The sequence below is a fragment of the Mitsuokella multacida DSM 20544 genome (assembly GCF_000155955.1).
GTDB lineage: Bacteria > Bacillota > Negativicutes > Selenomonadales > Selenomonadaceae > Mitsuokella > Mitsuokella multacida.
On record NZ_GG697141.2, the window covers coordinates 349,098 to 362,277 of the forward strand.

General features: G+C 55.9%; 16 protein-coding genes. All 16 read left to right on the top strand.

Annotated elements, in window-relative coordinates; genetic code table 11:
• The first annotated feature begins 98 nt into the window (after window positions 1-98).
• Window positions 99-515, top strand: a complete 417-nt coding sequence (locus MITSMUL_RS01675; RefSeq protein WP_040635299.1) for a UPF0158 family protein — start codon at window positions 99-101, stop codon at window positions 513-515.
• 63 nt (window positions 516-578) lie between these two features.
• Complete coding sequence (locus MITSMUL_RS01680) at window positions 579-974, top strand: VOC family protein (RefSeq protein WP_005839380.1); 396 nt, start codon at window positions 579-581, stop codon at window positions 972-974.
• A gap of 119 nt (window positions 975-1,093) precedes the next feature.
• Window positions 1,094-1,549, top strand: coding sequence for a hypothetical protein (locus MITSMUL_RS01685; RefSeq protein WP_156779528.1), 456 nt, complete (start codon window positions 1,094-1,096; stop codon window positions 1,547-1,549).
• 356 nt (window positions 1,550-1,905) lie between these two features.
• A complete protein-coding gene (urtA, locus tag MITSMUL_RS01690) occupies window positions 1,906-3,138 on the top strand; it encodes an urea ABC transporter substrate-binding protein (protein ID WP_005839383.1) in 1,233 nt (410 codons plus the stop codon).
• An 85-nt stretch (window positions 3,139-3,223) separates the two neighbouring features.
• A complete protein-coding gene (urtB, locus tag MITSMUL_RS01695; protein ID WP_005839385.1) occupies window positions 3,224-4,114 on the top strand; it encodes an urea ABC transporter permease subunit UrtB in 891 nt (296 codons plus the stop codon).
• Window positions 4,115-4,132: 18 nt separating this feature from the next.
• Window positions 4,133-5,239 (top strand): urea ABC transporter permease subunit UrtC, encoded by a 1,107-nt coding sequence (urtC, locus tag MITSMUL_RS01700; protein ID WP_005839386.1) that lies wholly within the window; start codon window positions 4,133-4,135, stop codon window positions 5,237-5,239.
• Window positions 5,236-6,024 carry an urea ABC transporter ATP-binding protein UrtD gene (gene urtD / locus MITSMUL_RS01705; RefSeq protein ID WP_005839388.1) on the top strand — a complete coding sequence of 263 codons (789 nt, stop codon included), beginning with the start codon at window positions 5,236-5,238 and terminating at the stop codon, window positions 6,022-6,024. The genes urtC and urtD overlap by 4 nt, the downstream gene beginning before the upstream one ends.
• Entirely contained in the window at window positions 6,017-6,712 is a 696-nt protein-coding gene (gene urtE, locus MITSMUL_RS01710; protein WP_005839389.1) for an urea ABC transporter ATP-binding subunit UrtE, read from the top strand. Before urtD ends, urtE begins: the two co-directional genes overlap by 8 nt.
• A 43-nt stretch (window positions 6,713-6,755) precedes the next feature.
• Complete coding sequence (locus MITSMUL_RS01715; protein ID WP_005839392.1) at window positions 6,756-7,058, top strand: urease subunit gamma; 303 nt, start codon at window positions 6,756-6,758, stop codon at window positions 7,056-7,058.
• Between the two features lie 34 nt (window positions 7,059-7,092).
• Window positions 7,093-7,503, top strand: a complete 411-nt coding sequence (gene ureB / locus MITSMUL_RS01720; RefSeq protein ID WP_050751621.1) for an urease subunit beta — start codon at window positions 7,093-7,095, stop codon at window positions 7,501-7,503.
• The gene (gene ureB / locus MITSMUL_RS01725) at window positions 7,503-9,224 is read left to right on the top strand and encodes an urease subunit beta (protein ID WP_005839396.1); all 1,722 of its coding nucleotides are present in this window, start codon (window positions 7,503-7,505) and stop codon (window positions 9,222-9,224) included. The genes ureB (MITSMUL_RS01720) and ureB (MITSMUL_RS01725) overlap by 1 nt, the downstream gene beginning before the upstream one ends.
• Window positions 9,225-9,261: 37 nt before the next feature.
• Window positions 9,262-9,801, top strand: a complete 540-nt coding sequence (locus tag MITSMUL_RS01730) for an urease accessory protein UreE (protein ID WP_005839397.1) — start codon at window positions 9,262-9,264, stop codon at window positions 9,799-9,801.
• Window positions 9,794-10,504, top strand: coding sequence for an urease accessory protein UreF (locus tag MITSMUL_RS01735; protein WP_005839399.1), 711 nt, complete (start codon window positions 9,794-9,796; stop codon window positions 10,502-10,504). Before MITSMUL_RS01730 ends, MITSMUL_RS01735 begins: the two co-directional genes overlap by 8 nt.
• A gap of 50 nt (window positions 10,505-10,554) precedes the next feature.
• Window positions 10,555-11,202: an urease accessory protein UreG gene (gene ureG / locus MITSMUL_RS01740; protein WP_005839401.1), complete on the top strand. Its 648-nt coding sequence runs from the start codon at window positions 10,555-10,557 to the stop codon at window positions 11,200-11,202.
• Complete coding sequence (locus tag MITSMUL_RS01745) at window positions 11,199-11,990, top strand: urease accessory protein UreD (protein WP_005839402.1); 792 nt, start codon at window positions 11,199-11,201, stop codon at window positions 11,988-11,990. The genes ureG and MITSMUL_RS01745 overlap by 4 nt, the downstream gene beginning before the upstream one ends.
• Window positions 11,991-12,239: 249 nt before the next feature.
• Window positions 12,240-13,157 (top strand): NAD(P)-dependent oxidoreductase, encoded by a 918-nt coding sequence (locus MITSMUL_RS01750; RefSeq protein WP_005839406.1) that lies wholly within the window; start codon window positions 12,240-12,242, stop codon window positions 13,155-13,157.
• Window positions 13,158-13,180: the final 23 nt, after the last annotated feature.

Below are 13,180 nucleotides of genomic sequence, written 5' to 3' on the forward strand. Positions count from 1 at the left end.
GCACTGGGATATCCATATCCTGGCGCATGGGTGTTTCTTTTGCTAAAATTTGCTATAATAGGAGCAAGAGATTGCGTAAGACGAAAGGTGACCTAAACATGAAAGTCGATTTAAAGGATTTAGCGGCGGCTTTTGCCCAGTCGGATGTGCGCCAGGGCTATGTGGACATCCGGGCGGGCAAGGTCGTCATGATGGCGGACGACATGGCCGAGGAAGAGGCCATGCACCACGCCTTCGCGATGGAAGAGGATTGGGAGCACTACATCCCCATCCCGAACATCATGGACGAGGATGAGACGGCGATGATGCATGCGTTCGCGGAATCGCGCCCGCGCGAGGATGTCAAAGAGCGCCTGCGCGAGGCACTGCAAGGCGCAGGTGCCGTGACGCGCTTCCATCATCAGGTCCGCCATCTGCTGCTCAAGCCAGCTTGGGATGCCTTCAAGCAGGACTACCTGCTGCAGGCCGCGCGCGACTGGTGTGAGGAGAATGCTGTCGAATACCGGGAACCGTAATAGCGCTTGCCGGTGTTGAGATAGATTGTAAGAACTGTTGTATCTGAATAGGAGGTCTTTTCTATGTCTTTGATCAAAGGATTGCATCACGCTGCACTTAAGTGCAGCTGCCAGGCGGAATTCCAGGAAGCCATCCACTTCTACAAGGAAGTCCTCGGCCTGCCCGTGAAGCGCAGCTGGGGTGAAGGTGAGGAAGCTGGCATCATGTTCGATACCGGCGCCGGCCTCATCGAAATCTTTGCCAAGGGCGGCGAGAACCACAGCGAAGGCTCCGTGCGCCACTTCGCTCTGGCCACCGACGACACGGACGCCTGTGTCAAGGCCATCCGCGAGGCAGGTTACAAGATCACCGTCGAGCCAACGTCTATGACCATCCCCGCAGAGACCCCGTTCCCCGTTCGCATCGCCTTCGCCGTGGGCCCCTGCGGCGAGACCATCGAGCTCTTCAAGGAATGCTGAATGCAGGGAAGGTGGTAGGCGGTGTGCTGGTATTGCTGGCCGTCTGCCTGCCTCTTGGAAGCACATCGTCATCTGCTGCGGCACAGCCACGGGACGCCGTGAGACCCCCTATCTCTGTCGTGACAGATGGAGGCGACAACGGCCTGAGCTCGGCAGTCCGCGCTCAGGCGGCCCTGAAGGCTCGTATTGCCCTCAAATATCGTGAGATGGCGGTCATCAGTGATGATCAGTACAGGATCACGCAGACCGCCATCCGCGACAACCACGCGCATCAGACACCGCTCCATACGAGTGAGATGCTTTTTAGCAAATGTATGCATGACGGGCGCTACAGCGAGGCCAGTATCATCGCCTCTCTGGCGGTGCTCGACAGCAATACGCCCGTTGAGCGCGCGCATTTCACGCTCCTGCAGGCAGAAGCGTGCCTTTTGCGCCAGGATGATTTGCACGCCATCTGGCCGCTCCTCCAGCAGGCTAGCAATGACCTCGCCTCTGCTGCGGGTACGCATGACGATTCTTGGCAGCAGGCAAAGGCGATGCTCGATGAGATGCAGGATGCCCTGCTGACGAACTGAATACTAGGAGATTTCCGCATGGTGTCGGCTGGCTGACGTCATGCGGATTTTTGTCAGGATATTTATCTGATGAGATAAATATGGGTGAATAGTGAGATGCTGCTGAGAAAAATCGTTTTTTATGCTGATATCGTGCAAAGATAAACATTTTGTCTATTGTATACATACAATAGACTGTTGACAAAACATACAGGTAGCCTTACAATAGGACCATATCCAGTTGAGCAACGGGGCTCATGATTCAGTGTATTGGCACGGATCATGAGCCCCGCTTCGTTTTACTGGGTGCAGATTTTCTCGAGAAAATGCCGCCGTTGGAATTATAGATGAGTTCAACAAGAAAGCGAAGTGTGGATATGAGAATGTGGAAAAAACTGCTGGGAATTTCTCTCCTGGCTTCAAGTCTGCTAGTCACGGGCTGTGGCGGAGACAGTGCCATGAGCGGCAATACGAGCAACGCTTCGGGCGATACGGTAAAAGTCGGACTGCTTCATTCCCTGAGCGGTACGATGGCGATCAGTGAGACGTCTGTACGCGATGCCGAGAAACTCGCTATCCAAGAAATCAATGATCAGGGCGGCGTCTTGGGCAAGAAAATCGAGATTGTCGAGGAAGACGGTGCCTCGGATCCGCAGATCTTCTCGGAAAAAGCCAAGAAACTCCTGATGAATGATAAAGTTGCGACCATCTTTGGATGCTGGACGAGTGCTTCGCGCAAGGCAGTGAAACCAGTCGTGGAGGGCTCGAACGGTCTTCTGTGGTACCCGACCCAGTACGAAGGCATGGAGCAGTCGAAAAACATCATGTACATGGGTGCTGCTCCGAATCAGCAGATTGTACCGGCTATCGAGTACTTGCTGAAGAACGGCAGGAAGAAGATGTTCCTCGTCGGCAGCGACTATGTATTCCCTCAGACAGCGAACCGCATCATCAAGGCGCAGCTCGCCGCAGAGGGTGGTGAGGTTGTCGGCGAAGAGTACACTCCGATGGGATATACGGATTACGCGACGATTATCAGCAAAATCAAGGCCGCCAACCCCGATGTCATCGTCAATACGTTGAACGGTGACTCCAACGTGGCGTTCTTCAAGCAGCTGAAAGATGCCGGCGTAACAGCAGAAGCATGCCCGGTCATGTCGTTCTCGATTGCCGAAGAAGAAATCAAGGGCATCGGTGCCGAGAACATCGCTGGCGACCTCGTCTCGTGGGACTATTACCAGACGACCAAGACGCCGGCCAACGAGAAGTTCGTCGCGGCCTATAAGAAAGCATACGGCGAAGACCGTGTCACGGATGATCCGATTGAAGCCGCTTACGACGCCGTCTACCTCTGGAAGGCCGCTGTAGAGAAAGCAGGCAGCTTCGATGTTGACAAGGTCCGTGCGGCAGCCGGTGGCATCAGCTTCGATGCGCCGGAAGGCACGGTCAAGATTGACGGTGACAACCAGCATCTGTATAAATACGTGCGTATCGGCAAGGTCAATAGCAACGGCCTCATCGATGAAGTCTTTGCGACGGACCCCATCAAGCCAGATCCATTCCTCAAGACGTATGACTGGGCCAAAGGCCTGAGTGCAGAAGCGCAGTAAAAGCGTTTGACGTAGAGGAAGTGCAGGAGATGCGAGGCAATAGCAGCGCATATCCTGCACTTATTTATGAAAAAGAGAGGCATTTATGGATATTCTTACCATCTTATTCAATGGCCTGAGCCTTTCGTCCATCCTGCTGCTGGCAGCACTGGGATTGGCCATCACGTTCGGCCTCATGGGCATCATCAATATGGCGCACGGGGAATTCATCATGGTCGGTGCCTATACGACGTATGTCGTGCAGGGACTCCTGATGCCTGTCCTCGGCGATGGCTATTTCTTCGTTTCCATCGTGCTCGCCTTCCTAGTGGCAGCTGTCTTCGGCATGATACTGGAAGTCGTCGTCATACGGCGCCTGTACGGGCGTCCGACGGACAGCCTGCTCGCGACATGGGGCGTCAGCCTCATCCTGCAGCAGCTCGCGCGCAGCATCTTCGGCGCACCGAATGTCAATGTCGTAGCGCCGGCATTCCTCGGTGGCAGCATCTCCCTCTTGGGCGTCTCGATGTCCTACAAACGACTCTTCATCTTAGCACTGGTGCTGGCCTGCCTCGTCGGCGTCTGGGCCTTCCTGTACCATACGGACTTTGGCCGCAAGATGCGGGCCTGCATCCAGAACCGTGACATGGCACAGTGCCTAGGCATTCGCTCGAAGCGTATCGATTGCCTGACGTTTGCGCTCGGCAGCGGTCTGGCGGGCATCGCGGGCTGCGCCTTGACGCTGCTCGGCTCCATCGGCCCGACGCTCGGGCAGAACTATATCGTCGATACCTTTATGGTCGTCGTGCTCGGCGGTGTGGGCAAGCTGATTGGCTGCATCTCGGGGGCCCTGATCATCGGCGTGGCAGGGACTGTCTTCGAATTCGGCAGCACAGCATCCATTGCAAAAGCTGCAGTGCTGTTTCTCGTCATCCTGTTCCTGCAGAAAAAGCCACAGGGGCTTTTCGCTCTGCGCAGTCGTTCTCTTGATGATTGAGAAAGGAGGCCTTGTACTTTGGGTATCAAATATTGGTTCCGGGACAAGAAGAATCTTGTCTTCATTCTCTTGGTCTTGGCGCTGCTCACGATGCCATTCGTGCTGACACTCTTCCGCCTGACCCTGCTCGGCAAATTCCTCTGCTATGCAATCGTGGCGCTCGGTATCGACCTCATCTGGGGCTATACGGGCATCCTGAGCCTCGGCCACGGTGTATTCTTCGGGTTAGGCGCGTATGCGATGGCGATGCATCTGAAGCTCGTGGCCAGTGGCAGTTCGCTGCCGGAATTCATGGTAACGGGCGGCTTGACGCAGCTGCCAGCATTCTGGAAGCCGTTTGCATCTGCGCCGTTTGCCTTCTTGGCAATCATCGCTCTGCCGCTGCTACTGGCTCTCATTGTGGGATTCTCTACCTTCAAGAACCGCATCAAGGGCGTTTACTTTTCCATCTTGTCGCAGGCACTTGCTTGGGCTTTCGTGACCATCTTTGTCGGCATGCAGGCGTATACGGGCGGCAGTAATGGCATCACGGGCTTCACAACATTGCTGGGCATCCAGCTCCAGAATCCGATGAACCTCGTTTCCTTCTATTATGTTGCCGTCGCTCTGCTTGTCGTGACGTACGTATTCTGCACCTGGCTCATGAGCCGTGGCATTGGCAAGATCCTCATCGCCATCCGCGATGGTGAGAACCGCACGTATTTCACGGGCTATGATTCGAGCCGCTATAAGACGTTTGTCTACTGCATCTCAGCCATCATCACGGGCATTGCCGGTGCGATGTACGTGCTCTTTGCGGGCATGATCTCGCCGAAAGAACTTGATATCGCCTTTTCGGTCGAGATGGTCATCTGGGTGGCCGTCGGCGGCCGCGGGACGCTCATCGGTGCTGTCATCGGTGCTCTGCTCGTCAATGCGATGAAGACGGGTATCAGTGAGACAGCTCCTGACATGTGGCTGTACTTCATCGGCCTGCTCTTCGTCCTCGTCGTGCTCTTCATGCCGAAGGGCCTTGTCGGAGTCTGTTCCGCTCTGTACGCTAAGGCACGGCCTTATCTGCCGGCCATGCCGGCATTCTTCGGTGGCAGACGCCGTACCTGCAAGAGAAAGGAGATGGCATCATGATACGTCATTCTGGCAACAAAGAGAGCGCCACAGATGCGCTCTTGAGCCTCAAGCACATATCCGTTGAATTCGACGGCTTCAAGGCCGTCAACGATGTGACGACTTCTATCGCGCCGCATGAAATTCACTTCTTCATCGGTCCGAACGGAGCAGGCAAGACGACATTGCTCGACGTCATCTGCGGCAAGACGAAACCATCTGCTGGCGAAGTCGATTATGCGGACATCGGCAACATACTGAAGTTGAAGGAATTCGAGATTGTCAAGAAAGGCATCTGCCGAAAATTCCAGGTGCCATCGACTTTTGTCAATCTCAGTGTCTACGACAATATGCGCATTGCGCTGAATCACGACAAGAGCGTGTTCGGCTCGCTGTTCATGCGCAAGCGCTATCTTGATACGCGGAAGATCTACGAGGTGCTGAACCTCGTCGGTCTCGACAAGAAGAGCAAGGAGCGCGCAAAATCTCTGTCACACGGTGAGAAGCAGTGGCTCGAGATTGCGATGCTGCTCGTCGAGGAACCGAAGCTCCTGCTGCTCGACGAGCCGGTCGCTGGCATGGGACAGGCAGAAACGGAGAAGACAGCACGTATTCTCGAGGAAATCAAGGACCGCTGTGCTGTGGCCGTCGTCGAACACGATATGAACTTCGTCAAGAGCATCGCGGACGATGTGACGGTCATGCATGAAGGGGCCATCTTGACGGAGGGGACGGCGAATGAAGTCATGCAGAACAAGAAGGTCCAGGAGGTCTACCTTGGACGAGGGGAGGAGCAGCATGCTTGAGATCAAAGGGCTTACAGCATATTACGGAGAAAGTGAGATACTCCACGACATCAATCTTTCAGTGCCGGATGGCAAGATCATCGCGCTCGTCGGCCGCAATGGCGTCGGCAAGACGACGACGCTCAAGAGCATCATGGGCCTTGTCAAGACGCCAGCTGGCAGCATTGAGCTTTCTGGTGAAGAGCTCTTGAAGAAGCCGCCGTATGAACGGGCGCGCTGTGGCATCGGCTATGTGCCGCAAGGACGCGATATCTTCCCACAGATGACGGTGGCCGAGAATTTGCGGCTGGGTCTTGAAGTCTGCGGCGGGAAGAAGCAGGACCCGTCAGAGCTCTTCCACCTTTTCCCGATTGTCGAGAAATTCCTGCCGCGCAAGGGTGGCGACCTGTCCGGTGGTCAGCAGCAGCAACTGGCCATTGCCCGCGCGCTCATTGCTCATCCGAAACTTCTTCTGCTCGATGAGCCGACGGAAGGCATCCAGCCGTCTGTCATCCAGGAAATCGGCGCCGCTATCCGCACCATCAATAAAGAGACAGGCCTTTCCATCCTGCTCGTCGAGCAGTATCTGGATTTTGCACTGGAGCTGGCTGATGAATGCTACGTGATGGACAAGGGGCAGATCGTCCTGCACGTAGCGGCAGGAGAAGCGAAGAAAGAAGAGATCCAGCAGCATATGCTGGCATCCTGAAGCATGGATATATGATAACAGATAGGAAGGAGACGATGACACGATGCGATTGACGCCGCAGGATATGGAGAAACTCATGCTGCATTATGCGGGCAAGCTGGCAGAAGAGTGCAGGGCGAGAGGCCTAAAGCTCAATCATCCGGAAGCAGTGGCTTATCTGAGCATGGAGCTCATGGAGATGGCCCGCGACGGCCATACCGTCACAGATATCATGGCAAGAGGACGGGAAATCCTCACGCGTGAAGATGTCATGGAGGGCGTACCAGAGATGATTCCCTCCGTACAGATTGAGGCGACGTTCCCCGATGGAACGAAGCTCGTGACCGTACATGAGCCAATCCAATGAGCCAAAACAATGAATGGAGAAAGAAGGTCAGTGCATGATACCAGGTGAATTCTTCTTGAAGGAAGGGGACATCGTACTCAATGTCGGGCGGACGGTCCGGAAACTTGTCGTCACGAATCTCGGCGACCGTCCCGTTCAGGTCGGCGCACATTATCACTTCTTTGAGGTGAACCGTTGCTTGAGCTTTGCGCGCGGGGAGGCATTCGGCATGCGCCTCGATATCCCGTCCGGCACATCCGTGCGCTTTGAGCCGGGCGAGCAGAAGACTGTTGCGCTCGTCTCGCTGCGCGGTAGGAATCGCTGCTTCGGCTTCAATGGCCTGACAATGGGGCCGGCTGGTGACTTTGAGCGCGAGGAAGCCTTGCGCCATGCGAAAGAACGCGGCTTTGCCGGAGCAGCCGATGTGGAGACGGAGAATCGAAAAAAGAAGGAGGGCGATGTCTGATGAGTTACACGATCAGCCGGGAAAAGTACGCGGCGATGTATGGCCCGACGACAGGCGACAAGGTGCGACTGGCGGATACTGACCTCGTGCTCGAGATCGAGAAGGATTATACGAGCTACGGCGATGAAGCAAAGTTTGGTGGAGGCAAGACGCTGCGTGACGGCATGGGACAGGCCTCGGAGATCACGAGCGTTGGTGGTGCACTGGACCTCGTCCTGACGAATGCCATCGTCATGGACCCTGTGCAGGGGATTGTCAAGGCGGATATCGGCATCAAGGACGGCCGCATTGTCGGCCTTGGCAAGGCGGGCAATCCCGATATCATGGAAGGCGTGACGCCGGGACTGACAGTCGGTGCATCGACGGAAGCACTGGCCGCTGAGGGACTCATCGTGACGCCAGGCGGACTCGATACCCACATCCATTTCATCAGTCCGCAGCAGATCGAGACGGCGCTTTACAGCGGCATCACGACGATGATCGGTGGCGGCACGGGGCCAGCTGACGGCACGAATGCTACGACCTGCACGCCAGGGCCTTGGAATCTCCGAGAGATGTTGCGGGCAGCTGATGCGTATCCGATGAACCTCGGCTTTCTCGGCAAGGGCAACTGCTCAAGTCTGCCACCGCTTGCTGAGCAGATTGAGGCAGGCGCGATGGGCCTCAAGATCCACGAGGACTGGGGCGCGACGCCAGCCGTCATCGATGCCTGCCTGCGCGTATCGGATGCCTATGATGTCCAGACGGCCATCCATACGGACACGCTCAATGAGGCAGGCTGTGTCGAGGACACGCTCGATGCCATCGGCGGTCGGACCATCCACACGTATCACACGGAGGGGGCCGGCGGCGGCCATGCTCCGGACATCATACGGGCGGCAGGCTTTGAGAACATCCTGCCATCGTCGACAAATCCGACGATGCCTTTTACCAAGAACACACTCGATGAACATCTTGATATGCTCATGGTATGCCATCACCTCGACAGCCGCATCCCCGAGGACGTGGCCTTTGCCGATTCGCGCATCCGTCCTGAGACGATTGCCGCGGAAGACGTCCTGCATGACATGGGCATCTTCTCGATGATGAGCTCCGATTCGCAGGCCATGGGCCGCGTCGGTGAAGTCATCGTGCGCACGTGGCAGACGGCGGATAAGATGAAGAAGGAGCGCGGCCGCCTTTCGGAGGAATTGGGCGAGAACGATAATTTCCGCATCCTCCGCTATCTTTCGAAATATACCATCAACCCGGCCATCACGCACGGCCTCTCGGCAGAAGTCGGCTCCATTGAAAAGGGCAAGCTGGCCGATCTCGTGCTTTGGAATCCTGCTTTCTTCGGCGTGCGCCCAGAGCTCATCATCAAGGGTGGCTTCATCATCGCTTCGAAGATGGGGGACCCGAATGCCTCCATCCCGACGCCAGAGCCCGTCTTTTACCGCCCAATGTTCGGTGCGGCAGCTGGTGCGCGTCATGATACCTGCATCACCTTTGTATCAAAGGCGGCTTATGACGCCAATATCAAGGAAAGACTGGGCCTCATGAAGCAGGTACGTCCTGTCTCGCATTGCCGTGACATCACGAAGAAGGACATGCATTTCAACGACAAGACGCCATCCATCACCGTCAATCCAGAGACATATGAAGTCCGCGTCGATGGCGCGAAGATCACGAGCAAGCCAGCAGAGCAGCTGCCACTGGCTCAGCTCTATCATCTGTTCTGATTGCATTGCGAAAGTTAAAAGTAAAAGGAGAGATAGTATGATTCTCACGCATGTATGTGGTACGCTGTCCGATGCGGCGTATGCTGGGAAAGCAGTCGATCCATTGCAGCTCGACTATGCGGATGCGCAGAAGCATCTGTTGCGCCGGACGACGCGCGGCGGGCGTGACATCGCCCTGCGTCTCTCACCAGAAGCGCAATTGCGCGGCCTGCACGATGGCGATGTCCTGCTCGAGGACGGGGACACGGTCGTAGCAGTCGAGATCCTGCCAGTGCTGTCGCTTTTGGCAAGGCCGGAGGGGAACGCAGCAATTGCCCGTTTCTGTTATGAAGTCGGCAACCGGCATGCACCGCTCTATGAAGTGGAAGGTCCCGCATCTGGCTGCCTGTATTTTGCTGTCTTATATGATGCAGCCATGGAAGACCTCTTCCATAAACTTCAGGTGCCCTATGAGAAAAAGGAGATCAAGCTCGAGGAACGATGCCGCCTGAAGCTCTTGTCCGGCACGCATCATCATGCCTCTTCGCATCGCAATGGTGGTGCCGCTTCTGCGAAGGGGGAGGGAAATCATGCCTGAGTCCCGCGCGCTCGCAGAGGAAGAAGCGCTCTTCCTACTGCTCGAACTCAATGATGCACTGTTCCCCATCGGGGCATATGCACACTCGTATGGGCTCGAGACGTATGTGCAGCAAGGGCTCGTGCACGATGCAGCAACAGCAGGAAAATGGCTGCAGGCGTATTTCTCGGGCAGCTTCCTCTACGGAGAACTGTTGTCAGCTCGCCTGGCCTATGAAGCTTTCCCTAAACCGGATGGTATTGAAAGGCTGCAGACTCTTGAGGAAGAAGTCTGCGCGGCGCGCGTGCCGCGCGAACCGCGCGAGGCTCTGCAGAAGCTAGGACGGCGCCTTGCCAAGAATGCCATGAAGATTGGTCTGCCGTTTGACTCGCGCTTTGGCGATTATGTGAAGGCTGCTGAGCAGTCGTCCTCCCATCCCGTCTGCTATGGCGCGCTCGCGGCAGTATTGGGCCTGCCAGAGCGCGCGGCTCTGCAGCACTATCTCTACGCACAGCTCTCAGCCCTGACGAATACCTGTGTCAAACTCATCCCGCTGTCACAGACGGATGGCGCGCGCCTTGTGGCATCGTTTCGCAAACGTTATAGTACGTATATTGACATGGCCCTGGCGGCCGATGCGGATGACCTCTGCCTTTCCTCACCGGGCCTTGACATCCGAGCCATGCAGCATGAAGTCCTCTATTCCCGACTCTATATGTCCTGAATCCTACTAGAGTATTAAGATATGAGCAAGCAAGAGAAAGAAGGTTCCCTATGTCCTATGTGAAAATCGGCGTGGCCGGTCCGGTCGGCTCCGGTAAGACTGCTCTCATTGAGGCACTGACCCGCGCGCTCTGCCCGCATTACAGCATCTGTGTCGTGACAAATGATATCTACACGAAAGAGGATGCTGAATTCCTCGTTAAGCACTCGGCGATGCCGAAGGAACGCATCCTTGGAGTCGAAACGGGTGGATGCCCGCATACGGCCATCCGGGAAGATGCGTCCATGAACCTTGAAGCGGTAGAAGAGCTAACCGAACGCTTTCCTGATACACAGATTGTCTTTATCGAGAGCGGCGGCGACAACCTCTCAGCGACCTTCAGCCCGGAACTGGCCGATGCCACAATCTTTGTCATCGATGTATCGGAAGGCGACAAGATTCCGCGCAAGGGCGGCCCTGGCATCACGCGTTCCGACCTGCTCGTCATCAACAAGAAGGATTTAGCCCCCTATGTCGGTGCTGACCTCAGCATCATGGAGCGCGACTCTAAGAAGATGCGCGGATCGCGGCCATTTCTGTTCACGAATCTGATGAAGAAAGAGGGCGTGCCTGAGATCATTGCCTGGATTCGCCACAATGTCCTGCTGGAAGACGCTCATGGTGTTCATGAGGTTCATGATGGGAATGGTGAAGGATGATGCAAGCAAATCCCTTTGGGCGGACGTCGGAGCTGTCCTTGGTGCTTGCGCCGGGCAAGATGCGTCATCTGTCCTTCACTGCTCCTTTTAAAGTCCTGCATCCTTTTCATCAAGATGGATTCCTGCAGATCATGGTCGTCAAGGTATCGGCTGGCCTTATGGCAGGCGATAGGCAGTCCATTGCAATCACCTTGGAGCCTGGCGCGAAAGCCGAGTTCCTATCGCAGTCTTACGAGAAAATCCATCAGATGGCGGAGGGTGAGGCCATCCGTGAGGGTGTGGTCACGGTGGGCCGTGATGCCACGCTGTTCTATGCGCCGCTGCCGGTCCTGCCTTTTGCCGATTCGGCTTTTCGCAGTGCGTTCACCATCGAACTGGCCGATGAGACGAGTCGTTTGTTCTATTCCGATATCCTGGCCTGTGGCCGTGCTGCCCGCGGCGAGCGATTCGCCTATCGACTCTACCGTTCCCGTGTGCGCATCAAATCGGGCGGCAATCTCATCTATGCCGACAATTTCCGCTTTGCTCCGCAGGAAGACGATGTGGACTGTGAGGGCTTCACCCAATACGAAGGCTATACTCACCTTGGCAATTATCTCCTCTGCCATTTCCCGGTGAGCGAAGAGGCGTTACGCGATTATCTGCATGCAACGGTTGCAGAACACGATTGCCAAGCTGGCTTGACCTGTTTCGGGGAGGGGAATCTTTGCGTAAAGATATTGGCAAACGGCAGCGAGCTTCTGCTCACCGTGCAAGAGGCGCTCAAGGACTTCCTGCGTCATCTGTGATGAATCGAAACAAGAAAATACGGCATCTTCTTCATGGCTCCTCAATTCCTCATGGAAAACGGAGCGCAAGATTCGTGCATCGGCGCGAATCTTGCGCTCCGTTTTTGCATAGTTCTTGTATGTTCATACAAGATTGGCATGAACATACTGAGATAAAGTATTAGACGTATGAACTGAAGCAAAGTAGAATACAAGATATCCGAGTGATCTGAGTAGTGATCTGTATAAGGAAATTGAGGAGAGTGCCATATGATACCCAATGTATATCTTCACGATCATATCTGTGATTCGGCTGTGGCGCGGCTGCGCCGCCATGTCAATCTCGTCGACAATTTTGACCATCCGGAAGAGCTCGATGCCATCATCGTGCGACAGCAGTACTGTCCGCGCGAAGTCATCAGCCGGGCAAAGCGCTGCCGGCTCATCCAGATGCACGGCGTGGGGCTGGACCGCATCGATGTTGAGGCGGCGAAGGAGTACGGGATCTCGGTCAAGCGCACGAAGGGCGGCAATGCGCAGTCGGTCGCTGAACTGGCCATCGGCTTCATGCTCGCGATGGCGCGCAAGATGAAGTTCCTCGACCGCGGCCTGCAGGCGGGAAAATTCCAGACGTTTGGGCTGCCTGAGACGGTCGGCCTTGAGCTCTCGGGCAAGAAACTCGGCCTGGTCGGCGGCGGTCAGATTGCCCAACTCGTCGCGGATATCGCACGGGCGGCATTCCACTGCAAGCTCTTCGTCTATGACCCGTTCCTCTCGGCAGAAGCCTGCAAGAAGCTGGGTTTCCAGAAGGTCGAGACGGTCGAGGCGCTGGTCGCCGCGGTGGACTTTGTCAGCATCCACGTTCCTCTGACGGAGAGCACGAAGCACATGTTCAATGCGGCAGTCTTTGCCAAGGCCAATCCAGACTTGATCCTCGTCAACACATCCCGCGGTGGTGTCGTCGATGAAGAGGCGCTCTATCAGGCGCTGACCACGGGGCAGATCCTTGCGGCGGGCATGGATGTGTTCGAGCAGCAGCCGCCGCGCCCAGATCATCCACTATTGTCGCTGGACAATTTTATTGGTACACTGCATGTAGGCGGCAGCACGCGGGAGGCGTTGGAGCGCAATGGCAACACCGTTGTCGACAATGTCTTCGCGGCACTGCATATCAAGGAAGAAGAGTAACGGAACATTTACACGGAGAAGAC